The following is a 22,315-nucleotide window of genomic DNA, read 5'->3' on the forward strand; positions in this document are numbered from 1 at the left end:
TGTCTCCCGAGCGCGTCAATTTCATTGTCGGCATTTGGATCGGATGTTCGATGCTTCAGAAACTCATTGATGACTTTCGCGAAAGCACTGGCTCGGCGGTGCGGCAAACATCATTCGCTCTTGCCGTCGCAATATTCCTTTTTGTCACTGTATCGTTCTTGTGCGCAGCCGCCTTTGTCTTCGTTCTTGAACGCTACGGCTTGATCCAGGCCTGTCTTGCAGGGGCAGGCGTATTCTTTATCGCGACGTTGCTGGCAGCAATGTCCTACGCAACACAGAAACGGCGAGAAGAAAATAAGCCGAAGGAGCCACCTCCCTCGATGATGCAGACTGCCTTGAGCGATCCCATGGTGCTCGCCGCAGGCCTGCAAATCGTGCGGACAGTTGGGATAAAGCGTCTTATCCCATTGCTTGCCATCGGTGGCGTCGCCTTGGGCTTCATGGCAAGCCGTAATACAGCAGCGAAAGAAGAGCCCGGCGAATAACCTCGCTCCAGACTCCGATCCAAATAAAAAGAGGCGCTAACTGGCGCCTCTTTTTATTTGATCCAGACTTACTCAAATTACGTAATGCAGCGCCCCGGACCGAGCTCCTTGGCCACAGCTGTCAAAGCACTCACCACGGGTTCGCATGCAACCTGCTTGCGTTCCACAGCGGATCCCTTTTCGATTTTACCGGGCACGAGCGGCTTGCGGCGTGCATCCGCTGCATCGCCCGACGGCATTCGCAATGCTACCGACGCATCATCTGCGCCAGGGACTTTGAAAGAAATTGTCACGCCCCCTGATGGCTGTACCGCCAGATCGCGATCACCCTTGGCAGAGCGATTTACGTTCTGGGTCGTCGCGGAAAGATTGGCCGGTGAGTACGCGATACCCACTGTGCCGCTATTCCTTTGAGCTGCCGAACCGACCAGATCGTTTCCAGTCGCCACTTCAAGATGCACGGCACCAAGCGCAAGCGTTGCCGCCACCGCACCGAGAATTCCAGAAGTTACGTTTGACATGATACGCCTCTACGCGTTGCTGCATTGCCGAAAGGCGAATGCGTTAAAACAACGTGAACGAAAACGCTTCGTTCCGGCGTCCGACCGAGCGGGTCACGAATCATCGTCAAAATAATTGTGAAGTGGTCCGGAACGATTTCGGACACCCCGCGTCTTTTCAAGAGCCGGTTATTCCCCCTGCCCCTAATCAACCGGCTATCGCGTGGGGTGCGACCGTGGTGATGCCGGCCGCACCCCATGTTATTTTCGTGGGGCTATTTTTCCCGGACACATAAAGCAGGCAGCAAAAAGCCGGACGTGAAGCTCCACGTCCGGCTTTGCAATGACTTGTTTCTTAGGAAGCAGCAGCCCTGGACGCACGATTGCGCGAATTACGCTGAAAGAACAGCGCCTGACTTGCGACCGCCGAGACCATCGCCGGCTGGAACGGCTTCGAGATCAGGAAGGCTGGCTCCGGCCGCTCGCCGGTGAGGAAGCGCTCTGGATAGGCGGTAATAAATACCACCGGCACTTCAAAGCTTCGCAACAGTTCATTGACTGCATCCAATCCAGAGCTGCCGTCGGCCAATTGAATATCAGCCAGGATCAATCCCGGCTTCTTATTTTTGGCCAATGCCACAGCATCCGCATGGGTCCGCGCCACACCAATGACGTTGTGACCGAGGTTCTTGATCAGGCTTTCCAAATCCATCGCGATGAAGGTCTCATCCTCGATGATCAGGACATCGGTCGCGATTTCCGCCGCCAGTTCGCGACCGGCGGTATCGGTGAGCTCACGAATCTTCGACACATCCGTATCGAGAATGTGAGCGACCTCCTGCTCCGAGAAGCCTTCCAGTGACAGCAGCAGAAAAGCCTGACGCGCCAATGGTGTAATGTTCGAAAGCCGCTGCTCCGAGGCCGCCTGAGCGGCCGGCGCTTCGGCATTTTCGTTCAGCGACACCGAATTCCAGATCTGCGTGAACAGCCGAAACAGCCCTGCACGCGGTCCAAATTTTTCTTCAAGCAGCGAGGGGTCTTGCAACAAGGCCTCGAGCATGGCCGCCACATAGGCATCGCCGGACGTCTGGCTCCCCGTCAGGGCGCGTGCGTAGCGACGCAACAGTGGCAAATGTTCAGCAACGAGCTGAGAACGAGACATACCCCCTCCAATCGATAGCTAAGGTTAGGTTCGAACAGGCCGCGTGTCGCCACGCCACCGGTTCCCCTTCATCGGGATTATTACGCACGAACTTCATAAAAGTTCCCAGATGCTGGAACTTTATCCCAAACGACGCATTAGGTTTCTCACAAGCGGGGCTGAAGTCTTCATCGGCAGGGGGAAACCACTGCAATTCAAAGCACTTAGCTCTCGGGGAAATAACGGATCACCGCCATGAAAGACTTGAAGCCTCCATCAAACAAACCATCTAGTGGATCGGGTGGATCTGGAAGCGGATCAGGCAAGCCAGGTGGGCTCAACGCCGAGATTCAATCCCGGATCGGACATCAGCTTCGTGCCATGTACGACGATGTGGTGCGCCAAGGCGTACCGGATCGCTTTGCTGAATTGATCCGGCAGCTCGACACCCCGGATGCCGCAGCACAGGCGCTGGCGAAAAAAGACGGGAGGGACTAATGCCTCTCACAGACTCTCTTCGAGATGAGATCCTTGCGACCGTGCCGAGTCTGCGCGCGTTCGCAATTTCACTGAGCGGCAATGGTGACCGTGCGGACGACCTTGTGCAGGAAACGCTGCTGCGGGCATTGGCTCACATCGACTCGTTCCAACCAGGTTCGAATTTGCCGGCATGGTTGTTCACAATTCTGCGCAACCTGTTCCGCTCGGATTATCGCAAGCGTCGCCGGGAAGTCGAAGACGCTGAGGGCAGCTACGCGAAGACCCTCAAATCGCAGCCTGCTCAGAATTCACACCTCGAATTCGAGGAATTTCGAGCCGCGCTTGAGAAGTTGCCACAGGATCAGCGCGAAGCGCTCATTCTCGTCGGTGCGTCGGGCTTCTCCTACGAGGACGCTGCATCCATTTGCGGATGCGCTGTCGGCACGATCAAGAGCCGCGTCAATCGCGCCCGCTCTAAACTGAGCGCCCTGCTCACTGTCGAGGGTGCGGAAGACTTTGGCCCGGACGATACGGTTCGCGCGGTCATTGGAGGCGGCGGGGGTTAGACCTCACCAAATAAAAAAGGAAAAGCAGCCACTTCATGAAGTGGCTGCTTTTGTTTGCCTTTGCCTGCCGTAGCAGGTGCAGAGCAATCACCCGTTTCAGCTAGCGCTTTTTCACCGGCGCACTCAGGCGATTTGTGCGATCCAATTCATTTTCATCGATCACGGTCTCCATTGGAGCCGTCAGTTCATAGACGTAACTGATGTCGGTGAAGTAGCGCTTGGACGTGCCGCCAAGCGCTTCGGGCGCGACACGATCCAGCAGCACAATACCGAAATCGCTATCCGGCCGCCGGGTGGCAGCGCTTGTGTTGAATTCTTCCCAACGGAAATGAAAGACCAGCTTGGGCGGCTCTCCCGTCACTGTCCACTCCACCACCACATGCGGATGTTTGCCAACGAGGGAAAGTCCCTCATCCGTATGAGAAGCCAGCTCGAAGAACAGCAGCGACAGGCTTTGCGCGGCCCGCGCGCTAATCGTGATATCGGGCCCATTGAGAACAATGCGCTCGGCGTGAGGAATGGCGCGGGATTCAAACAAACCTTTGAGTTTGACACCCTGCCACTGGCTCTCACTGAGAAGCGAAACAACATGGGACATCGCGTGAATGCGGCCAATCAACAGTTCGCGTGCGACGTCGATATCAGCACCATGCCGCATAGTCCGCGTCACGATGGACTGGATCACCGCGAGGATGTTCTTCACACGATGATTGAGTTCGTCAATGACGGCTGTCAGCCGCCGCTCAAAACCAATTCGCGTCTCGATTTCGCGGCTGAGCCGTATGTTGTTATACGAAACGTAGCCGAACAAACCGCAGAGGATTGTGGTGAGCGCCGCTCCGATGGCGAGGACGATCGCCGCAACCTCCTGCGCGTGAGCCCCCACATTCGACTTGGCGTAATAGATCAACGTCCAGTCACGACTCCCGAACGACACCACGCGCAACAGCGGCGGATTGTCCGCATCGAGTCGCAGCGGGACCGAGAGGACGTTTCCATTCACATCGGCACTTAGGTTGTTGGACGCATCGCGGGGATCACGCAACGCGACCGAGAACAACGACAACTCATCGTTTGCCAGCATGAGCGGTTCTAGCCGGTATGAAATGGTCAGAAAGCCGGCCACCGCATCCGATCCGTCGCCGCGAACCGCCGCGGCAAGGACAATCCCCATCGGGCCGCCCTTCCGCACTAGCTCAAGAGGGTCAGATGAAACCGGCTTTCCTTCTTCCGCCGCACGCGTCAACATCGGCCCGATGACGGGTTGGTCGTCAAACACACGGCCGACAAATAGTTTCGTTTCATCGTTCTTCGGTTCGACGTCCATCAGTACGCTCGACGGATCCCGCAACTTCGCCGGGTTCAGCGGGGTGTCGTCGAAATTTCGCACTGTGGGATTTGGATAGCCGGCCGATTTCAGTTCAGCCTGGACCTGCGCAAGTTGAGAGACCGGGACGCGTGCGATCCAGCCCGCGACGACGAAGTCCGTTTTGAACGCATAAATCGAAGAGCGCAGTGGCTGTAGCGCATTGGCTTTGTTGATCGACGGGGTCCGGAAAAGACCGACCGCCACTCGGGTGAGTAACTCGCGCTCGCTTAAGCGTTCCTGCACGAGGGCAGCGTGAGTATCCACGGCCCGCGCCAGTGCGATCCGATCGATCGACAACTCCTGCTCATAGACCTTGAAAGCGGCGAGCCCGGAGACAAGCACTCCGATGATCGCCATCAGTCCGATGATGAAGCCGAGACGGAGCACGCACTTACTCGGAAGAGAGGGGGGACGGGAAGGCAGATCGCCGCCGGGAGATAGCGGAGTAGCTCAAAGCTAAGAAAGACGCAGATACTGAACGAATGATCATTTGCGCTCAAGTGCCGACAATCGTTAACCAATTCTGGCGGGAAATGGCCCGTGAGTGGGCTAATCACGTCGCGTTAATTTGGTTCCACCACCACATAAAAGAAATCGATCATTCTTAATTTGGAAGCGGCAGCGGTCGTTTGCCCGGCTCCCGGAAGACATCTCGCTGATCAGCGTCCCTGATAGTGATGCCGGATAGCTCGGGATGCTGCGAAGTGGAATGAGCGATGGCCATCATCAGGCTCAGCACGATGACCACGATCCCGATGAGAATCGCCACAAGGAAAATATCGCTATAGTCTTTGGTCGCGCCACGGTGTCCTCGCTTCATCCGGGTTAACCCGTCCACTGGATGACGGTTCCGAAATGGCGGGCGAACCCGAGACGACGAACGTCCGGCTAGTTTCGGGCTGACGCGGTGGCCGGAAGGCCACCCTTGGCCTCGATAAAGCTGATGATCCGATCGAGGCCGTCGCTCTTCTTGAGGTTGGTCATGACGAACGGCCGTTCGCCGCGCATACGTTTCGCGTCCGTATCCATTTTTTCCAGCGACGCACCAACATACGGCGCGAGATCGATCTTGTTGATCACTAACAGATCTGATCGCGTGATGCCGGGGCCGCCCTTGGACGGAATCTTATCGCCTGCTGCGACATCGATGACATAGATGGTCAAGTCCGCAAGTTCCGGTGAAAAGGTTGCCGCGAGATTGTCGCCACCGGATTCAATCAGCACGAGATCGAGGTTGGGAAACTTGACGCGCATGTCGGCGACGGCGGCAAGATTCATCGACGCATCCTCGCGAATGGCCGTGTGTGGGCAGCCGCCGGTTTCCACGCCAGCGATCCGATCCGGCGTCAGCGAGCCGGAGCGCACCAGAAACTCCGCATCCCATTTGGTGTAGATGTCATTGGTGATCGCCGCGATGTCATAACGTTCCCGCATGGTCTTGCAGAGCAGATCCATCAGCGCCGTCTTGCCCGAGCCCACCGGGCCGCCAATTCCTACACGCAGCGGGCCATTGAATTTTGTCATGCGAATACTCGTGTTGCTGGTGTGGTGGTCCAGAAGTTCACCCGATTTTTCCTGCGAGTCCTTCTGGCGAACTTCTGGACCTGAACCACACTGGAATTTAGGGGGGTACTAGTGTCTTCTCGAATCCAAAGTCCGCTGCGGAGCGCGCAGCATGATGAGGCGGACTTTGGATTCGAGAAGACACCAGGATCGGGCTCATGAGCGGAACAGCCGTGTGTATTGTGCCTCGTGGTGCATGCTGGCGAGATCGGCGCGGAACGTTGCGCTGCCCAAATCATCGAGTGACGCGCTTAAGGATTTCTCCGCAGTCCCACGGATAACATGCTCGAGCGCAGCAAGCGCGCGCTGGCTGTCCGTCTGCCCCAGCGGAATCAGCCGCACGCCGGCCGAGATCCAGTTCGATGTCAACGCATGCAGAAAAGCGTGAAGCGTAAAAGGCAGCGAAATACCGTGACCAGCGGCGAGCACGCCTACCGCGACGGGATACGCGACCTGTCCGTGGCATGCGGTCAGCAGATCGAGAGCATCGCAGTTCCACGCCGCTCGCGCGATCTCGACAAACGCTCGCCCCTGCGCTGTCGTCTCCAGATGACGCTCGCGCGAGGGCACAAATGCCGCGGCCAACTCGACGATATCCTGCAGCGTTGTCCTATCACCCGCCTGCGCCGCTCGGTGGGCATGGCAGAGAAACACGCCATCGCAGAAACCGGGCCCATCGACGAGCATCGCGGACAGCCATTCCTGCAATGTCGCGGTGTCAGTGATATCACCCGCCTCGACCGCCCATTCGATGCCGCTGGAATAAGAGAACGCCCCAACGGGAAATGCGGGCGAAAGCCACGTCATCAGCCGGAAAAGCGACGCCTGATCCTCTTCCGAAATATGATTCAAACTGTTCTCAGTGCTCGTGGTCATGAGCATGGGAATGACCGTGATGGTGGCCGTGCGCGTGATGCTTGTGATCGTGCCCTGCGTGATCATGTCGATGGCTGTGATCATGATGACCGTGACCGTGATGATCGTGATCGTGGCTCTCGCCGGAATAAGCTCCACCTTCCGGGTCGAAGGGCGCTTCGATCTCGATCACGCGCGCGCCGAGCCCTTTCACCATAGCTTCGATCACATGGTCATGGCGGATGCGAAGACCCTTTCCAACGATCTGGGTCGGCAAATGCCGGTTGCCGAGATGCCAGGCCAACCGCACGAGATGTAACGGATCAGCTCCTCGAATTTCCAGAAGTTGCTCGGGAGCAGCGACCACTTCGACCAACCGGCCATCGTCCAGTACCAAGGCATCGCCGCTACGCAGGGCAACCGCCTGTTCAAGATCGAGCAGGAATTCAAGGCCGCGGGTACCCGTCATCGCCATGCGGCGGCGATGACGGTCGTCAAAACCGAGCACGACAGTATCCGACGCCGCCTCGGTCCAGCGGTGATGCGGGCGTACTTGCGTTGCGCGGATCATGCCATCGGCCTCACGACGTTGCTCATCGAACATCCACCTTCGCGGGTGTGATCACCTCGATTTTCGGCGGTGCGGCCATGCAGTTCACCGCAATACGTCCGAACGCTCGCATGTGATCGGCCTTGCGATGCGGCTCCAGCGCCTCGGCATTCTCCCACTGCTCGACGAATACAAGCTTGCTCGGATCGGTGACGCTCTCGTGCATATCATAAGCAATATTGCCCGGCTCCTTGCGAGTCTCCGCGATGCAGGCTTTCGCGCCAGCAATGAGTTCAGCACGCATTTCAGGCTTCACGGTCAGTGTCGCAACCACGTAGATCAAGGCATTTCTCCCGGCTGTTTTTAATTTCGATGCCGGGACCCTAGTACATGAAGTATCGCTGCGCCATGGGCAGCACCTCGGCGGGTGCGCAGGTCAGCAATTCACCGTCAGCGCGCACCTCGTAGGTTTCCGGATCGACCTCGATCTTCGGTGTGGCACCGTTGTGAATCATGCTCTTTTTCGAAATCCCGCCACGCGTGTTTAAAACAGGATAGAGCGTCTTCTCAATTCCAAGCTTCTTGCCGAGGCCCGAGGTGATAGCCGCCTTTGACGTGAACACCACCGATGATGCTGTCAGCGATTTCCCGAACGCCGCGAACATAGGTTGATAGTGCACAGGCTGCGGCGTCGGGATCGACGCATTCGGGTCGCCCATCGGCGCGGCTACGATCGAACCGCCCTTGATAATGCAATCCGGCTTGACGCCGAAAAACGCGGGCGACCACAGCACGAGATCAGCCATCTTGCCTTTTTCGATCGAGCCAATCAGCTTCGATACGCCGTGCGCGATCGCCGGATTGATCGTGTACTTGGCGATGTAGCGCTTGACCCGGAAATTGTCGTTGTCCTTGCCCTTGTCCTCGGGCAGCGATCCGCGTTGCTTCTTCATCTTGTCCGCGGTTTGCCAGGTTCGGATGATTACCTCGCCGAGGCGGCCCATCGCCTGCGAATCCGATGAGAGCATCGACAGCGCACCGAGGTCGTGAAGGATATCTTCCGCGGCAATGGTTTCCTTGCGGATACGACTCTCGGCAAAGGCCAGATCTTCGGCAATCGACGGATCAAGATGATGGCAAACCATCAGCATGTCGAGATGTTCGTCGATGGTATTGCGGGTGAATGGCCGCGTCGGGTTCGTCGATGACGGCAACACATTCTTCAGCCCGGCAACCTTGATGATGTCCGGTGCGTGGCCGCCGCCCGCACCTTCTGTGTGGAAGGCGTGGATCGTACGCCCCTTGAATGCCTTAACGGTATCCTCGACAAAGCCTGACTCATTCAGCGTGTCTGTGTGAATCATCACCTGAATGTCGTGGTCGTCCGCAACGGAAAGACAATTGTCGATCGCCGCCGGCGTCGTCCCCCAGTCTTCATGCAGCTTGAGTGCGCAAGCGCCCGCCTTGATCATTTCGACAAGTGCGGCAGGACGCGAAGCATTGCCCTTGCCTGAAATCCCGAGGTTGACGGGAAACGCATCGAAGGACTGGATCATCCGCGCCATGTGCCAAGGCCCCGGCGTACAGGTGGTCGCGAACGTGCCGTGCGACGGACCCGTGCCGCCGCCGAGCATCGACGTGACGCCCGACATCAAGGCATGTTCTATCTGTTGCGGGCAGATGAAATGGATATGGCTGTCGAAACCACCTGCGGTGAGAATCTTGCCTTCGCCTGCGATGATGTCGGTCCCAGGACCAATCACGATCGTCACGCCGGGCTGGATGTCCGGATTGCCCGCCTTGCCGATGGCAGATATGTAGCCCTCCTTGATGGCAACATCCGCTTTTACAATTCCCCAGTGATCCACGATCAGCGCGTTGGTGATGACAGTGTCCGCCGCCCCCTGTTTGTTGGTGACTTGCGACTGGCCCATGCCGTCGCGGATCACTTTGCCGCCGCCGAACTTCACCTCTTCGCCGTAGACGGTGAAGTCCTTCTCGACTTCGATGATCAGGTCAGTATCGGCAAGCCGGACTTTGTCGCCGGTCGTTGGACCGAACATGTCAGCATAGACGGAACGTTTAATTCTCGTGGCCATGGAAAACGCTTTCAGTATGCCTTGCCGTTGAACTTTTGACCTGAAGGGAATCGCTTGCTTTCACAGCTTGCCGCTGACCTCGCCGCGGAAACCGTAGATGGTGCGCTTGCCCGCAAGCGCGACCAGATGAACCTCGCGCGTCTGCCCCGGTTCAAACCGCACAGCAGTACCCGCCGCAATATCCAGTCGCATTCCGCGCGCTTTCTTACGATCGAACTTCAGTGCGGGATTGGTTTCAAAGAAATGATAGTGCGACCCAACCTGAATCGGACGATCACCGGTATTGGCGACCGTGAGCGTCACGGTTTTGCGGCCGACGTTGAGTTCGATGTCGCCGTCTTTGATGAACATTTCACCGGGAATCATGGACGTCCTCAACGAATTGGCTGGTGAACGGTGACGAGCTTGGTACCGTCAGGAAATGTCGCTTCGACCTGAATGTCGTGGATCATTTCAGGAATTCCGGTCATCACTTGCTCGCGCGTCAGGACTTCCGCTCCGGCTTTCATTAGCTCGGCAACAGTTCGCCCATCACGCGCACCTTCGACGATGAAGTCGGAAATGATGGCTATCGCTTCGGGGTGATTGAGCTTGACGCCGCGCTCCAGACGCCGGCGTGCCACCATTGCAGCCATCGAAACCAGGAGCTTGTCTTTTTCGCGGGGAGACAAATTCATGCGCGCAGTATCCGATTGAAATTGAACTCAGTTGAGTCACTTGAACCTAGTTAAGCCAAAGTCGCGGCAAGCCGGAGGGACTCACCTGCCCGAGCACCATCATCATGTCGGCGCGGAGCTTCGCTGCATCTTGCGCACAGAACCGCACCATTGCAAATCCGTTCCAGGCTGAGACGCCGACTTCACCGCCAAAGCGATCTGACAATTCGCGGATGCGGGCCACGATCGCTTCATCGCCCGGCACAATCAGCGCCGTGCCGATCGCCACCCCGCCTTTCGCGACAGCACGACTTGCAAACTTGCTTGCGAGATCACCGTCAAGCCGAACAGTTTCTGCAAACACTAGCTTACCGCCACGACGCATTCGCCAGCGGTCAGTGAAACTGCCCTGGGCCATTGTTTCGCCCATGGCCGCACGGCCAAACACGACAATTTCGCACAACAGAAGCGAGGCGCTTTCTGCCAGATCAATATTGATGCTGCGTGACACACGCGCCTGATCGAACAGAATCGTTTCCTGCGGCAACCAGGCAAGCCGCGTCTCCGCCTCGGCACGAAGATTGATATTCACCTTCGACTCAGGCCCATGGGAGCGATAAAGCTTTTCGGCGGCAGCGGTCGTGACAGTCAGATGCGCCTGTTCCCGTGTGCAAATATCGATATCGAAGCGATCTCCGCCTGCAATGCCGCCTGCGGTGTTGACGAAGACGGCGGAGAGCCCCTGCTGCTCAGGTGATGGAAAGCGGACACGCAGCGATCCTTCCTCATGCAGCTCTCGACGGCGGGTCAATCCATCGCGGACATGGACGTCAAACCTCACAGCGCCGACCGCACGATTGGCAGCGAAGGTTTCCTGCGTCTGTGATGTGGTCCCGTTCTGCATTCGCCCCGGCCAGCTCAGGCTGTCTTCAGTTCAAGTCAGAGCGCCATCTGGCGGCTGATCTCGCCCGGATCGAGAGTGCTGCGGTCGCATGTGAACTTCACTGCGCCACGATCCATGACAGCAAAATTGTCGCCGAGCTCGCAGGCAAAGTCGAGATATTGTTCGACCAGCACAATGGCCATAGTGCCGAGACTGCGGAGATAAGTAATCGCCCGACCGATATCCTTGATGATCGAGGGCTGAATACCTTCGGTCGGCTCATCCAGGAGAAGCAATTTCGGACGCATCACCAGGGCGCGGCCGATCGCAAGCTGCTGCTGCTGACCTCCTGACAGATCACCGCCGCGGCGGCCGAGCATGCTCTGGAGCACCGGGAACAGCGAAAACACATCGTCTGGAATCGAGCGATCGTTCCGCTTGAGCGGCGCAAAGCCGGTCTTGAGATTCTCTTCGACAGTCAGCAGGGGGAAAATCTCTCGCCCCTGAGGCACGAAGGAGATGCCCTTCCGCGCGCGTTCATAAGGCTTCAATCCCGAAATATCAGCACCGTCGAATGTGATCGAGCCACCGGCGATTGGGTATTGCCCAACCATGGCACGCAGCAAGCTGGTCTTGCCGACGCCATTTCGGCCGAGCACGCATGTCACCTTGCCTGGCTCGGCGAGCAATGACACGCCGCGTAGCGCCTGTGCTGCACCGTAGTAGAGGCTGATGTTGTTGACATTGAGCATAGTTCACCGCCCCAGATACACTTCAATGACGCGCTCGTTGGCAGAGACCTGATCGATTGATCCCTCCGCCAACACAGAGCCCTCGTGTAAGCACGTGACGCGCACGCCGAGCTCGCGCACAAACGTCATATCGTGTTCGACAACGACAACCGTCTTGTCCTTGTTGATCTCTTTGAGAAGCTCGGCGGTCTGATGTGTTTCCACGTCGGTCATGCCGGCCACCGGTTCATCGACCAGCAGCAGCTTGGGATCCTGTGCCAACAGCATGCCAATCTCCAGCCACTGCTTCTGACCATGCGAGAGAGCGCCTGCCAGTCGATCGCGCGAGCCGGTCAACCGGATTGTTTCAAGGACGCGATCGATGCGCTCACGCTCGTTCGCCGTCTCACGCCAGAACAATGTCTTGCGAACCCCATGGTCGGTCTTCAGCGCAAGGCGCAGATTGTCCTCGATCGTCTGGCTCTCGAACACGGTCGGCTTCTGGAATTTGCGGCCAATGCCAAGCTCGGCGATTTGTGTCTCGTCAAGGCGCGTGAGATCGACCGAGCCGTCGAACAAGACATCGCCTTCATCGGGTTTGGTTTTGCCGGTAATGATGTCCATCATCGTGGTCTTACCGGCACCGTTAGGACCGATAATGGCTCGCATCTCGCCCGGCGCAATGGTCAACGACAGATTGTTGATGGCGTGAAAACCATCGAACGAAACATGCACGCCATCGAGATAGAGCATGGCGGACGTCGCGCGGGTATCCATCACATTCATGGTGTTACTCCGCCATCCGTGTTTCAGCGACGCCGTCTTCGAGGGCTGCGCTCGCTGCATTCTCCTCAAGCTGCGCGTCCCGGCGTCGTTCCCACCAGTCTTTCACAGTGCCGACGATGCCCTTGGGCAATAACAGCGTAACCAGGATGAACAACGCGCCCAGCATGAACAGCCAGTACGGCGCCAATACACCTGACGTGAACACCGTCTTGGCATAGTTCACGACGACGGCTCCAAGCGCCGCGCCGATCAGGGTGCCACGCCCACCGACCGCGACCCAGATCACCGCCTCGATGGAATTGCCCGGCGCGAACTCTCCGGGATTGATGATGCCGACCTGAGGCACGTACAGCGCGCCCGCGACACCCGCCATGCACGCCGACAGCGTGAAGACGAAGAGTTTGTAGGATTCCACGCGATAGCCAAGGAACCGCGTGCGGGACTCTGCATCACGGATCGCGACCAGCACCTTGCCGAGCTTCGAGGTGACGATGGCGCGGCAGATTAGAAATGCGACGGCAAGGGCGATACAGGATAAGACGAACAGCACTGCGCGCGTTCCCTGCGCCTGGACATTGAAGCCGAGGATATCCTTGAAGTCGGTCAAGCCGTTGTTGCCGCCGAAACCAAAATCGTTTCTAAAGAACGCCAGCAACAGCGCATAGGTCATCGCCTGCGTTATGATCGACAGATACACGCCGGTGACGCGCGAGCGGAAGGCAAGCCAGCCAAAACAGAAAGCCAGCAGCCCCGGCACCAGAAGCACCATCAGCGCGGCGAACCAGAACATGTCGAAGCCGTGCCAGTACCACGGCAGCTTCTGATAGTTCAGGAACACCATGAAGTCCGGCAGCAACGGATTGCCATAGACACCACGGCTTCCGATCTGCCGCATCAGATACATGCCCATCGCGTAGCCGCCCAGCGCGAAGAATGCACCGTGACCAAGCGAAAGGATCCCGCAATAGCCCCAGATCAGATCGATGGAGAGGGCCAGAATCGCGTAGCAGAGATATTTGCCGAACAGCGCCATTAGATAGGTCGGCACCTGCAGCGGAGACGACTCCGGCAGCAGCAAATTTGACAGCGGCACGAGAATGCCGACTGCCGCGACGATCAACAAAAAGACTGTCGCGCTCTTATCAAGGGACCGGGTGAGAATGTGCGGTGTCATGCTTCCACCGACCGGCCCTTGAGCGCGAACAGGCCGCGCGGCCGCTTCTGAATGAACAGGATGATCAGGACCAAAATGGCGATCTTGCCAAGCACCGCGCCTGCGACCGGCTCGAGGAACTTGTTGGCCATGCCGAGCGTCAACGCGCCGACTAGGGTGCCCCACAGATTGCCGACTCCGCCGAACACCACCACCATGAACGAGTCGATGATATAGCTCTGGCCGAGATTGGGACTGACGTTGTCGATCTGGGACAGAGCGACGCCCGCAATGCCGGCGATGCCCGAACCAAGACCGAAGGTCAGCGCGTCGACCCGGGAGGTGGCGATGCCCATCGAGGCCGCCATCCGTCGATTCTGGGTCACAGCCCGCATCTCAAGCCCAAGGCTCGTAAAGCGGAGCATCGCCAACAGAATGAAGAACACAGCGAGCGTAAAGACGACGATCCAAAGCCGGTTGTACGTGATCGTGATGTAACCGATGTCGAACGCCCCGCTCATCCATGACGGGTTGCCGACCTCGCGGTTGGTCGGGCCAAAAGCGGTGCGCACCGCTTGCTGGATAATCAGTGAAAGTCCCCAGGTGGCGAGAAGCGTTTCAAGCGGACGCCCGTAGAGGAAACGGATGATCGTCCGCTCGATCAGAACGCCGATCAGACCTGCGACCAGAAACGCCAGTGGCACGGCGATCAGCAACGAATAATCGAACAAGGCCGGATAGCTGGTGCGGATGATCTCCTGCACCACGAACGTGACATAGGCGCCGATCATCACCATTTCGCCATGGGCCATGTTGATGACCCCCATCACACCGAAGGTGATGGCCAAGCCGATTGCGGCAAGCAGCAGCACCGAGCCGAGCGAAAGACCGTACCATGCGTTCTGCACCGTGGCCCAGATCGCAAGGGTACTCTGGATCGATCCGATCGCGGTCGTCGCCGCACGCACCACGGATTGCGGCTGGTCCGGCGGCAGGCCCGTCAGGATTGCCAGCGCCTCCTGATCGCCGCGCGCACGAATGACAGAGATCGCGTCGAGCTTGTCGGCTTCGCTTGCATCATCCTTGAACAGAACGATTGCAGCTTTCGCCTGCGCGAGCGCGCGCTTGGCGGTGCTGTTGGTTTCTTTCTGCAGCGCGCCTTCGACGGTCGGCAGAAGTGCCGCGTCGTGTGACTTGAAGACGGACTGCGCGGCTTGAATACGCGTCGCAACATCCGGAGACAGCAGGGTGAGCCCACCCATCGCGGCCTCAACAGCGCGGCGCAGACGGTTATTGAGCCGAACGGCAGCCGCCGTCGCCGGTACATCCGCGACGGGCGCGCCTGTCACGGCATCGGTGACTTTGCCGTCGGCAGCTTTGATGAAAACCTTCTTGCTTTCGGGGTCCGCCAGCAAGCGGCCACCCTGCAAAGCCTCGATGATGGGAGCGGCCTGCGGATTTCCGCTGGCCGCAAGCACCCCGACGGCTTCTTCGGTATCGGAGAACGAATCGTTGGCGAACTGCGCAACAGCATCTTCAAAGGGTCCTGCTAACGCGGGCAAACCCATGGAGACAATCAGCGCCAGCGCGACAAACAGCGCGCGGCTTCGATAAATAAAATTTAAAAGCACGTGACAACCCCGGCAGAGGTGGAAAGGGAGACGGCGACGATCGCCGCCTCCCGGTCGTTCAGTCCAAGTCAGATAGTCAGGAGCCCTGACCACCGCACTTGTTGGTCTTGACGTTGAAGTTGCCGCACTTGTGCGTCACCCAGTCGCCGATCAGGTCCTTCGAGCCATCGAGCTCCTTCGACCAGGCGTCGCCGGCCACGAGGCTCGGGGTCTTCCAGACCACATCGAACTGGCCATCACCTTTGATCTCGCCGATGAACACAGGCTTCGTGATGTGATGGTTCGGCAGCATCTTCGATACGCCACCTGTCAGGTTCGGCGCTTCAGTGCCAGGCAACGCATCGATCACCTTGTCAGTATCAACCGACTTTGCTTTTTCGACAGCCTTCACCCACATGTTGAAGCCGATCACAGACGCTTCCATCGGATCGTTGGTCACGCGCTTCGGATTGTTGGTGTAGGCCTGCCACTTCTTGATGAACTCGGTGTTGGCCGGGGTCTTGATGGATTCGAAGTAGTTCCAGGCTGCGAGGTGACCAACCAGCGGCTTGGTGTCGATGCCGGCGAGCTCTTCTTCACCCACCGAGAATGCCACCACCGGAATATCGGTCGCCTTGATGCCCTGGTTGCCGAGCTCCTTGTAAAACGGCACGTTGGCATCGCCATTGATGGTCGAGACCACCGCCGTCTTCTTGCCCGCAGAACCGAACTTCTTGATATCAGCCACGATCGTCTGCCAATCGGAGTGACCGAACGGCGTGTAGTTAATCATGATGTCTTCCTGCTTGACGCCCTTGGACTTCAAGTAGGCTTCGAGGATCTTGTTGGTGGTGCGCGGATAGACGTAGTCGGTGCCGGCCAGCACCCAGCGCTTCACCTTTTCTTCCTTCATCAGGTAGTCGACGGCCGGAATGGCCTGCTGGTTCGGTGCAGCGCCGGTGTAGAACACGTTGCGCTCGCTTTCCTCGCCCTCATACTGGACGGGATAGAACAGGATCGAGTTCAACTCCTTGAACACCGGCAGCACGGATTTGCGTGACACCGAGGTCCAGCAGCCGAACACGACCGAAACCTTGTCTTTGGTGATCAGCTCGCGTGCCTTTTCGGCGAACAGCGGCCAGTTCGATGCCGGGTCGACGACGACAGCTTCCAGCTTCTTGCCGAGAACGCCGCCTTTCTTATTCTGCTCATCGATCAGAAACAGGATGGTGTCTTTCAGCGTGGTTTCGCTGATGGCCATGGTGCCGGACAGCGAATGCAAAACACCGACCTTGATGGTGTCATCGGCAGCCTTGGCGCCGCCGAGCGTCGCGAGACCTAAAAAGAGGCCAGCCGTCGCAGCCAGCCATCTCCGGCGGCTAAACGGCACGGCCATGGTCGTGCTGAAATGCTTAGTCATGCGATGTTATCTCCCTGACGCAGACGTGAAACGAGACGGCCCTTCGGCCGGCTGCGCCTAAGAGATTCGCAAGAAGTGTGCCATCGCCTGAAATTTCAGCAAACCATTGCTACAACTTAGGAATTTCTGATCGAAAGCTAACCACCCGCTCAATCGGCCTTCTTTTTAGGCGGCTAACTTGCGTGCGAAGGCGGCAATACGCACAAAAAATAATCAAAATGAACCAAATGATTAAATTTGAAGCACAATCAGCGCATCTGGTGAGTGGTGCGTGGCAACCATCGACGTGCTTTTGTCCAAAACGACGGACATTAACCTTGAAAGCGCCGCGTTCCTGTTCCATATCAACTGCGCGACCTTGAGAATCTTCAGGTCCCTGCGAGCCGCGTGTTCTGATCCCGTTTTGCGGTTTCTGGCTTGCTTTTCAGCTAACCGAAACCGACGCCCCAAACACGCGGGTGTCTCTGACACCGCCCGTACCTGACATGACGTCCGGCGCGCGCATTGACTCATAGGAAGACCTGCTTTTGACCTCCTTTCAGGATTTCGGCCTAGCCGATCCAATCTCGCGTGCTCTCAAGGAAGAGAATTACCACACGCCCACGCCTATCCAGGCCCAAACCATTCCAATCGCGATAACCGGACGTGATGTCATCGGTATCGCCCAGACCGGCACCGGCAAGACCGCGTCTTTCGCGCTGCCGATCCTGCATCGCCTGCTGGAAAACCGCATCAAGCCGCAACCGAAGTCCTGCCGCGTTCTGGTGCTGAGCCCGACCCGCGAGCTGTCCGGGCAGATCCTCGAAAGCTTCAATGCTTACGGCCGGCATCTCAGGCTGACCTCCGCTCTTGCGATCGGCGGAGTCCCGATGGGACGCCAAGTCCGTTCGGTCATGCAGGGTGTCGAGGTGATGGTTGCCACGCCGGGGCGCCTGCTCGACATGGTCCAGGGCAACGCCTTGAAACTTGGCCAGGTCGAATTTCTTGTGCTCGACGAAGCCGACCGCATGCTCGACATGGGCTTCATCAACGACATCCGCAAAATCGTCGCCAAATTGCCGATCAAGCGTCAGACGCTGTTCTTCTCGGCGACCATGCCGAAAGACATCGCCGATCTCGCGGAGCACATGCTACGCGATCCGGCCCGGGTTTCGGTGACGCCGGTATCATCCACCGCCGAGCGGATCGATCAACGCATCATCCAGGTCGACCATACCGCCAAGCCGGCTGTTCTGGCGCAACTCCTGAAAGATGAGCCTGTTAACAGGGCTCTGGTTTTCACCCGCACGAAACACGGCGCCGACAAGGTCGTCAAAGGTCTTGCCAAGGTGGGCATTGCGGCGGAAGCCATTCACGGCAACAAGTCGCAGAACCATCGCGAACGCGTGCTGGCCGCCTTCCGCTCCGGCGACATCCGCACACTCGTCGCAACCGATATCGCCGCGCGCGGTATCGACGTTGACGGCATCACCCATGTGGTCAATTTCGACATTCCGAATGTTCCGGAAACATATGTCCATCGTATTGGACGGACAGCGCGTGCCGGCGCCGATGGTGTGGCCATCTCGCTCTGTGCAGGCGAGGAACATACCTACGTGCGTGACATTGAAAAATTGATCCGCTTGAACCTTCCAAAGGAAGATCGTCGTACGCCCGGTCAGCAGCGACCGGCAGCGGCCGCCCCTTCGCAGCATCGTTCCGGCCGTCCTGCAGCAAACGGTCATGGGCCTCGCTCGAACGACGCGGCACCCGGTTCTCAGGGCCCAAGGCGGCGACGGCGACGTCCGGGCGGGGGCAATAATGCACCTCACGCCACACGGCACGAGGGCAGCCGCAATGAACCTTCCCGTCCGTCACAGGGCGGCAACAACAAGGGCGACGGCATTCAGGGCGTCGCGTTCCTGCATCGCGAAAGCCGCCCTGCTCAGGTCCAGCGCAACAAGCGCCCACACCGTTCATAGTCAGATCAACTATCTAGAGGACTCGGAGACCCCTATGGCGAAAGAAGAGTTGATCCAGTTCGAAGGACTGGTCACGGAAATTCTCCCCGACGCAAGATATCGCGTCCAGCTCGATGCCGGACACGAGATCGTCGCCTATACCGCCGGTAAGATGAAGAAGAACCGCATCAAGACGCTGGCCGGAGACCGGGTCACGATCGAGATGTCGCCTTACGACCTGGAAAAAGGCCGCCTGATCTTCCGCCACAAGGACGAGCGCTCGAGCGGTGGGCCGCCTCGCTCCGGACCACCTCGCGGCGGCCAGCAGTTCCGGCGCCGTTAATAAAGCCAGACCCGCCATTCCCGATCGCGCACGGTAGTTCCTTGCGCGATTCGGCTATCCCAGCCGCAAGAGCGACTGATTAATATTTGGCGCACGTCAGGATTGTTTTGAGAGCATATCTCACGTAATATCGACTTATCGATCTTCGGCCGGACGACACTCGCTATCCACCGGTACAGCCAGGTTAGCGCTCGACCTCTTCCAAATTTCGATCTCACCAGCCCATTTAACCGTGGGCTTCTAAACTATATCTATCTCGAGAAGGACTACCCCACGTGAGCATGGGAACAGTGAAGTGGTTTAACGCAACCAAGGGCTACGGCTTCATTCAGCCGGATGATGGCGGCAACGACGTGTTCGTTCACATCAGCGCTGTCGAGCGCGCTGGTCTTGGAACGCTGCGCGAAGGCCAGAAGATCAGCTACGAAATCGTTGCGGATCGCCGTTCGGGCAAGTCGTCGGCCGACAATCTCCGCGCTGCCGGCTAAACGAATTTCCGCGGCTCGGTCCACGGAATACGACCAGAAGGCAAAAAGGCCGTGCGATGCGCACGGCCTTTTTTATTTTCCGCTTTTTTATTTTCCGCGGTGCGTCCGCTCAATCTTCAACTGCACGGCGCATTAGGGTCGTAAGGGACGGAGATTGTTTGACGCGGAGCAGTGAAATTCGTCTTGCTCATGTGAAACGTCTTCGACATGAACCCTTGATTGTTCTCCATAGTGTATCCGACCGAAGGTGTGAAATCATAACCTACTTCGCTCATGATCAAGTATCTGCCATCGACCGCAATATCTTTAGGTACGGTGACTGGGTCACCCTTAGTATGTTTGATAGAGCCTCTGCTCCAATCAATCTGCGGCTTATGGGTTGTGGGGTCGACATAGACCTGAGAAATGGTCGTCGACATGTTTGTGTTTGGATAAGGCCACATGACCGCCTTACCAACTGCAAGGGCGTTATCGATGTTAGCCGTACAGACACTCGTAGACTGGGAAATCAAGTCCGACATCGTGCGTGAGACCACGGCTACTTTTCGTAACGCCGCGTACCCCGCGGTAAACTGAACGGTGCCAAACAGAAGCGCCAACAGCAACGGAAAGATCAACAAGAATTCGATGGAAGCTACGCCACCCTGATCTTTCAAAAAGCGCGATACAAAACGGCCACGGCTCATCCGGTTCAATTCTGAAATCCTCACGGCGCCCCCCCTGGTTCAACGCGGAAAGCGGCGGTTGCCGTGAGATATCTGAACTGCTGGCCGGCCACGCTTGCCAGACTGTAGCCATCAAAATTCACGAGGAGCGGCCACTTATAAAATGTACGGACAATGACCGTGGATCCCGGAGGTGGGCTTGTGTACGAAAGACCCGTTAACTCCCCATTTGCGTCGATCGGAGGCGCAAGGTCTGACGCCGAGACCGTAGTGAACTGGGGAACGACCTTCACGTCGATCATCACGCCCTTGTCCAGCGCGCCTGCTTGGCAATCAAACAGCGTATTACCCAAGCGCGCACAAAGGTCTTTCTTGAAGGCAAGCGCATCAAATTTCTGGTCTTGCGCCTGGTTCGTAAAAATCAACCGCGCCGAGTCCTGCGATGCGGTCGCCAGCACCTCGCCGGCCAGGAACATCAGCGCAAATTCAAAAATCGCGAATAACATCACGAAAAACGGAAGCGCCACGATCCCAAATTCAATCGCAGCTGATCCGCGCTTGTTACGGCGAAAACGACGTAAAATTCTGCTGAGTTTGCCTGAAGACAGTGATGGCATCGAACAAATCCGGAATGGAGCAAAGCTTGCTCATTCCAAAATAGACGACATTAATTGTCGAAAGCTTGCGCCGGATCTAGACAAGATACGGCACAGCGTTATGGAGCAGTTAACCAACAGAACGATGCCTTTCCTAGTGTGGTGGGTCTGACGTTCGTATCAGTGTGAACTGCGGATCCATCATACGAACGTCAGATCCAAAACCGCACTCAATTCATAATTTTGCTAGTGCCCCTTAGATTCTGACATTCGTAAACGAGCTGGCCGCAAGCTGATACGAATGTCAGAATCGGGACACTAGTACCGCCGATTTGAAGTCCCTGCATCAGGTGCGGCGATCTTTTTCAGGGACTTCAAATCGAAGGCGGTACTAGAATCATAGGGTTGCTAGTACCCTTTGCTTTCCGAAGTTCGCAAAGTGGTCGCTGCGGCGTGTCACGAACTTCGGAAAGCGGGTACTAGCCGCCGTCACTCACGACCTTTTTCCGGCAGGTCGACTTGCAATCGTAGATCTGACGCTCGTCACCACGATAGACATTCACAAGATTCTCGGTGCTATCGTCCTCAGGCTTTGCGTTGGAGGCGTTGGCATCGACGAGACTGCGCAATGCAAGCGACAGGGTTCCGCTCTGACGTGCCCTCGCCAAGATCTCCGTTTGGCGAGGTTTAAGCTCGAGAGTCGTGGTTTTTCCAACAACAACCTTCTGTCCGTTTTTCTCTTCGACCATCTGGTCGATCGCAAGAACCCGGATATTGGTCAGGAGCGTTTCCGAACTGATCGTTTCCTTGCCATCGGAATCGGCATTTCTCTGACGGCGGGTCAAAATAACGTCTACGCGGTCATTGGGGAGAATAAACCCACCCGCCCCCGTTTCTGGCGAGATTTCAGTCGAAACGGCCCGCATACCGGTTGGCAGGATCGCCGCCATAAAGCCCGATCCCTGCGCCTTGACGAGTTTGGTATCCCGAATTGGCTCACCGGCCAGCATCGGCGAGCGGGCAATCGAACCCGTTAACTGGGTGACGGCGTCAGCCCGGTCATCTCGACGAATAAAGCTCGCGCTCGCTGTGGCGGAAGGCCATGACTGCCACTGCAAATCCTCAGGTTTCACTGACTGCCCAAGCCCGATGTCGGATTTGGCAACAAGCACGTCCGTGGTTTTCATCTGAGGCGGCGGAGCTTTAACTTCCGCCGTTTTCTGGGTCGGGCCGCTCGCCAGATAGGCCGCTACGCCACCAGCCGTCAGAGCAATGGCCAATACGACAAGCTGCGCCGGTTTCATACGCTTTACTTTCTTACGCTACGCAACAAACAGCGCCTTATGCCTCCGCCAAATGAGCCGACAGGGAAGACGCCAGATATGGCAAATCTGACGTTAATTGATGAATGAACTGCAAACGGAGCAAGCGCTCTG

The 22,315-nt window shown here is 57.5% G+C and carries 26 protein-coding genes; 6 read left to right on the forward strand and 20 right to left on the reverse strand.

Going from position 1 to position 22,315, the window contains the following annotated elements:
• Positions 1-50 precede the first annotated feature (50 nt).
• Positions 51-485 carry a hypothetical protein gene (locus ACZ5C3_RS26015; protein ID WP_464033993.1) on the forward strand — a complete coding sequence of 145 codons (435 nt, stop codon included), beginning with the start codon at positions 51-53 and terminating at the stop codon, positions 483-485.
• Positions 486-562: 77 nt separating this feature from the next.
• Here the strand turns inward: ACZ5C3_RS26015 and ACZ5C3_RS26020 are convergent, their stop codons facing one another.
• Both ACZ5C3_RS26020 and ACZ5C3_RS26025 read right to left on the reverse strand, forming a co-directional pair.
• On the reverse strand, positions 563-1,006 hold the full coding sequence (locus tag ACZ5C3_RS26020; protein ID WP_464033994.1) for a hypothetical protein: 444 nt from the start codon (positions 1,004-1,006) through the stop codon (positions 563-565).
• A 334-nt stretch (positions 1,007-1,340) separates the two neighbouring features.
• Positions 1,341-2,147 carry a response regulator gene (locus ACZ5C3_RS26025; protein ID WP_464033995.1) on the reverse strand — a complete coding sequence of 269 codons (807 nt, stop codon included), beginning with the start codon at positions 2,145-2,147 and terminating at the stop codon, positions 1,341-1,343.
• 234 nt (positions 2,148-2,381) lie between these two features.
• Here ACZ5C3_RS26025 and ACZ5C3_RS26030 point away from each other — a divergent pair, with 234 nt between their 5' ends.
• Both ACZ5C3_RS26030 and ACZ5C3_RS26035 read left to right on the forward strand, forming a co-directional pair.
• Entirely contained in the window at positions 2,382-2,624 is a 243-nt protein-coding gene (locus ACZ5C3_RS26030) for a NepR family anti-sigma factor (RefSeq protein WP_424628211.1), read from the forward strand.
• On the forward strand, positions 2,624-3,172 hold the full coding sequence (locus tag ACZ5C3_RS26035; RefSeq protein WP_464033996.1) for a sigma-70 family RNA polymerase sigma factor: 549 nt from the start codon (positions 2,624-2,626) through the stop codon (positions 3,170-3,172). Before ACZ5C3_RS26030 ends, ACZ5C3_RS26035 begins: the two co-directional genes overlap by 1 nt.
• Before the next feature lie 100 nt (positions 3,173-3,272).
• Here the strand turns inward: ACZ5C3_RS26035 and ACZ5C3_RS26040 are convergent, their stop codons facing one another.
• The 15 genes from ACZ5C3_RS26040 to urtA all read right to left on the reverse strand — a co-directional run bounded on the left by ACZ5C3_RS26040 (position 3,273) and on the right by urtA (position 16,847).
• Positions 3,273-4,928 (reverse strand): CHASE domain-containing protein, encoded by a 1,656-nt coding sequence (locus tag ACZ5C3_RS26040; RefSeq protein WP_464033997.1) that lies wholly within the window; start codon positions 4,926-4,928, stop codon positions 3,273-3,275.
• Positions 4,929-5,145: 217 nt separating this feature from the next.
• Positions 5,146-5,361, reverse strand: a complete 216-nt coding sequence (locus ACZ5C3_RS26045) for a hypothetical protein (RefSeq protein WP_464033998.1) — start codon at positions 5,359-5,361, stop codon at positions 5,146-5,148.
• 68 nt (positions 5,362-5,429) lie between these two features.
• Positions 5,430-6,065, reverse strand: a complete 636-nt coding sequence (gene ureG / locus ACZ5C3_RS26050) for an urease accessory protein UreG (RefSeq protein ID WP_464033999.1) — start codon at positions 6,063-6,065, stop codon at positions 5,430-5,432.
• A 195-nt stretch (positions 6,066-6,260) separates the two neighbouring features.
• Positions 6,261-7,064: an urease accessory protein UreF gene (locus ACZ5C3_RS26055; RefSeq protein ID WP_464044360.1), complete on the reverse strand. Its 804-nt coding sequence runs from the start codon at positions 7,062-7,064 to the stop codon at positions 6,261-6,263.
• Positions 6,964-7,530 carry an urease accessory protein UreE gene (ureE, locus tag ACZ5C3_RS26060; protein WP_464038438.1) on the reverse strand — a complete coding sequence of 189 codons (567 nt, stop codon included), beginning with the start codon at positions 7,528-7,530 and terminating at the stop codon, positions 6,964-6,966. Before ureE ends, ACZ5C3_RS26055 begins: the two co-directional genes overlap by 101 nt.
• 22 nt (positions 7,531-7,552) lie before the next feature.
• Positions 7,553-7,852: a putative quinol monooxygenase gene (locus ACZ5C3_RS26065; RefSeq protein ID WP_464034000.1), complete on the reverse strand. Its 300-nt coding sequence runs from the start codon at positions 7,850-7,852 to the stop codon at positions 7,553-7,555.
• A 40-nt stretch (positions 7,853-7,892) separates the two neighbouring features.
• Positions 7,893-9,608 carry an urease subunit alpha gene (gene ureC, locus ACZ5C3_RS26070; protein ID WP_464034001.1) on the reverse strand — a complete coding sequence of 572 codons (1,716 nt, stop codon included), beginning with the start codon at positions 9,606-9,608 and terminating at the stop codon, positions 7,893-7,895.
• A 60-nt stretch (positions 9,609-9,668) separates the two neighbouring features.
• The gene (locus tag ACZ5C3_RS26075) at positions 9,669-9,974 is read right to left on the reverse strand and encodes an urease subunit beta (RefSeq protein WP_464034002.1); all 306 of its coding nucleotides are present in this window, start codon (positions 9,972-9,974) and stop codon (positions 9,669-9,671) included.
• Positions 9,975-9,982: 8 nt separating this feature from the next.
• Positions 9,983-10,285, reverse strand: a complete 303-nt coding sequence (locus ACZ5C3_RS26080; RefSeq protein ID WP_464034003.1) for an urease subunit gamma — start codon at positions 10,283-10,285, stop codon at positions 9,983-9,985.
• Between the two features lie 46 nt (positions 10,286-10,331).
• A complete protein-coding gene (locus ACZ5C3_RS26085; protein ID WP_464034004.1) occupies positions 10,332-11,168 on the reverse strand; it encodes an urease accessory protein UreD in 837 nt (278 codons plus the stop codon).
• A 35-nt stretch (positions 11,169-11,203) separates the two neighbouring features.
• Complete coding sequence (gene urtE, locus ACZ5C3_RS26090) at positions 11,204-11,899, reverse strand: urea ABC transporter ATP-binding subunit UrtE (RefSeq protein ID WP_464034005.1); 696 nt, start codon at positions 11,897-11,899, stop codon at positions 11,204-11,206.
• A 3-nt stretch (positions 11,900-11,902) separates the two neighbouring features.
• On the reverse strand, positions 11,903-12,664 hold the full coding sequence (gene urtD, locus ACZ5C3_RS26095) for an urea ABC transporter ATP-binding protein UrtD (RefSeq protein WP_464034006.1): 762 nt from the start codon (positions 12,662-12,664) through the stop codon (positions 11,903-11,905).
• A gap of 4 nt (positions 12,665-12,668) precedes the next feature.
• Positions 12,669-13,838, reverse strand: coding sequence for an urea ABC transporter permease subunit UrtC (urtC, locus tag ACZ5C3_RS26100; RefSeq protein WP_464034007.1), 1,170 nt, complete (start codon positions 13,836-13,838; stop codon positions 12,669-12,671).
• Complete coding sequence (gene urtB, locus ACZ5C3_RS26105) at positions 13,835-15,385, reverse strand: urea ABC transporter permease subunit UrtB (RefSeq protein ID WP_464044802.1); 1,551 nt, start codon at positions 15,383-15,385, stop codon at positions 13,835-13,837. Before urtB ends, urtC begins: the two co-directional genes overlap by 4 nt.
• A gap of 139 nt (positions 15,386-15,524) precedes the next feature.
• Complete coding sequence (gene urtA / locus ACZ5C3_RS26110) at positions 15,525-16,847, reverse strand: urea ABC transporter substrate-binding protein (RefSeq protein ID WP_464034008.1); 1,323 nt, start codon at positions 16,845-16,847, stop codon at positions 15,525-15,527.
• 527 nt (positions 16,848-17,374) lie between these two features.
• Here urtA and ACZ5C3_RS26115 point away from each other — a divergent pair.
• From ACZ5C3_RS26115 to ACZ5C3_RS26125, 3 genes are all read left to right on the forward strand, one after another.
• Positions 17,375-18,808 carry a DEAD/DEAH box helicase gene (locus ACZ5C3_RS26115; RefSeq protein WP_464034009.1) on the forward strand — a complete coding sequence of 478 codons (1,434 nt, stop codon included), beginning with the start codon at positions 17,375-17,377 and terminating at the stop codon, positions 18,806-18,808.
• 34 nt (positions 18,809-18,842) lie between these two features.
• Positions 18,843-19,130 carry a translation initiation factor IF-1 gene (gene infA, locus ACZ5C3_RS26120; protein ID WP_464034010.1) on the forward strand — a complete coding sequence of 96 codons (288 nt, stop codon included), beginning with the start codon at positions 18,843-18,845 and terminating at the stop codon, positions 19,128-19,130.
• 275 nt (positions 19,131-19,405) lie between these two features.
• Positions 19,406-19,618, forward strand: coding sequence for a cold-shock protein (locus ACZ5C3_RS26125; protein WP_002714433.1), 213 nt, complete (start codon positions 19,406-19,408; stop codon positions 19,616-19,618).
• Positions 19,619-19,734: 116 nt separating this feature from the next.
• Here the strand turns inward: ACZ5C3_RS26125 and ACZ5C3_RS26130 are convergent, their stop codons facing one another.
• The 3 genes from ACZ5C3_RS26130 to cpaB all read right to left on the reverse strand — a co-directional run bounded on the left by ACZ5C3_RS26130 (position 19,735) and on the right by cpaB (position 22,183).
• Positions 19,735-20,328 carry a TadE/TadG family type IV pilus assembly protein gene (locus ACZ5C3_RS26130; protein WP_464034011.1) on the reverse strand — a complete coding sequence of 198 codons (594 nt, stop codon included), beginning with the start codon at positions 20,326-20,328 and terminating at the stop codon, positions 19,735-19,737.
• Positions 20,325-20,900 (reverse strand): TadE/TadG family type IV pilus assembly protein, encoded by a 576-nt coding sequence (locus ACZ5C3_RS26135; protein ID WP_464034012.1) that lies wholly within the window; start codon positions 20,898-20,900, stop codon positions 20,325-20,327. The genes ACZ5C3_RS26130 and ACZ5C3_RS26135 overlap by 4 nt, the downstream gene beginning before the upstream one ends.
• 458 nt (positions 20,901-21,358) lie before the next feature.
• Complete coding sequence (gene cpaB / locus ACZ5C3_RS26140) at positions 21,359-22,183, reverse strand: Flp pilus assembly protein CpaB (protein WP_464034013.1); 825 nt, start codon at positions 22,181-22,183, stop codon at positions 21,359-21,361.
• Positions 22,184-22,315 lie beyond the last annotated feature (132 nt).

Source organism: Afipia dichlorophenoxyacetatis, from assembly GCF_055386385.1.

What these genes read in the sequence shown, in the direction of transcription:
- ACZ5C3_RS26015 (WP_464033993.1), top strand. Translation starts at nt 51, where the DNA reads ATGCTTCAGAAACTCATTGATGACTTTCGCGAAAGCACTGGCTCGGCG.
- cpaB (WP_464034013.1), bottom strand. Translation starts at nt 22,183, where the DNA reads ATGAAACCGGCGCAGCTTGTCGTATTGGCCATTGCTCTGACGGCTGGT.
- urtA (WP_464034008.1), bottom strand. Translation starts at nt 16,847, where the DNA reads ATGACTAAGCATTTCAGCACGACCATGGCCGTGCCGTTTAGCCGCCGG.
- ACZ5C3_RS26085 (WP_464034004.1), bottom strand. Translation starts at nt 11,168, where the DNA reads ATGCAGAACGGGACCACATCACAGACGCAGGAAACCTTCGCTGCCAAT.
- ACZ5C3_RS26035 (WP_464033996.1), top strand. Translation starts at nt 2,624, where the DNA reads ATGCCTCTCACAGACTCTCTTCGAGATGAGATCCTTGCGACCGTGCCG.
- ACZ5C3_RS26075 (WP_464034002.1), bottom strand. Translation starts at nt 9,974, where the DNA reads ATGATTCCCGGTGAAATGTTCATCAAAGACGGCGACATCGAACTCAAC.
- urtD (WP_464034006.1), bottom strand. Translation starts at nt 12,664, where the DNA reads ATGAATGTGATGGATACCCGCGCGACGTCCGCCATGCTCTATCTCGAT.
- ureG (WP_464033999.1), bottom strand. Translation starts at nt 6,065, where the DNA reads ATGACAAAATTCAATGGCCCGCTGCGTGTAGGAATTGGCGGCCCGGTG.
- urtB (WP_464044802.1), bottom strand. Translation starts at nt 15,385, where the DNA reads ATGGGTTTGCCCGCGTTAGCAGGACCCTTTGAAGATGCTGTTGCGCAG.
- urtC (WP_464034007.1), bottom strand. Translation starts at nt 13,838, where the DNA reads ATGACACCGCACATTCTCACCCGGTCCCTTGATAAGAGCGCGACAGTC.
- ACZ5C3_RS26020 (WP_464033994.1), bottom strand. Translation starts at nt 1,006, where the DNA reads ATGTCAAACGTAACTTCTGGAATTCTCGGTGCGGTGGCGGCAACGCTT.
- ACZ5C3_RS26045 (WP_464033998.1), bottom strand. Translation starts at nt 5,361, where the DNA reads ATGAAGCGAGGACACCGTGGCGCGACCAAAGACTATAGCGATATTTTC.
- ACZ5C3_RS26025 (WP_464033995.1), bottom strand. Translation starts at nt 2,147, where the DNA reads ATGTCTCGTTCTCAGCTCGTTGCTGAACATTTGCCACTGTTGCGTCGC.
- ACZ5C3_RS26135 (WP_464034012.1), bottom strand. Translation starts at nt 20,900, where the DNA reads ATGCCATCACTGTCTTCAGGCAAACTCAGCAGAATTTTACGTCGTTTT.
- infA (WP_464034010.1), top strand. Translation starts at nt 18,843, where the DNA reads ATGGCGAAAGAAGAGTTGATCCAGTTCGAAGGACTGGTCACGGAAATT.
- ureC (WP_464034001.1), bottom strand. Translation starts at nt 9,608, where the DNA reads ATGGCCACGAGAATTAAACGTTCCGTCTATGCTGACATGTTCGGTCCA.
- urtE (WP_464034005.1), bottom strand. Translation starts at nt 11,899, where the DNA reads ATGCTCAATGTCAACAACATCAGCCTCTACTACGGTGCAGCACAGGCG.
- ACZ5C3_RS26080 (WP_464034003.1), bottom strand. Translation starts at nt 10,285, where the DNA reads ATGAATTTGTCTCCCCGCGAAAAAGACAAGCTCCTGGTTTCGATGGCT.
- ACZ5C3_RS26055 (WP_464044360.1), bottom strand. Translation starts at nt 7,064, where the DNA reads ATGATCACAGCCATCGACATGATCACGCAGGGCACGATCACAAGCATC.
- ureE (WP_464038438.1), bottom strand. Translation starts at nt 7,530, where the DNA reads ATGATCCGCGCAACGCAAGTACGCCCGCATCACCGCTGGACCGAGGCG.
- ACZ5C3_RS26030 (WP_424628211.1), top strand. Translation starts at nt 2,382, where the DNA reads ATGAAAGACTTGAAGCCTCCATCAAACAAACCATCTAGTGGATCGGGT.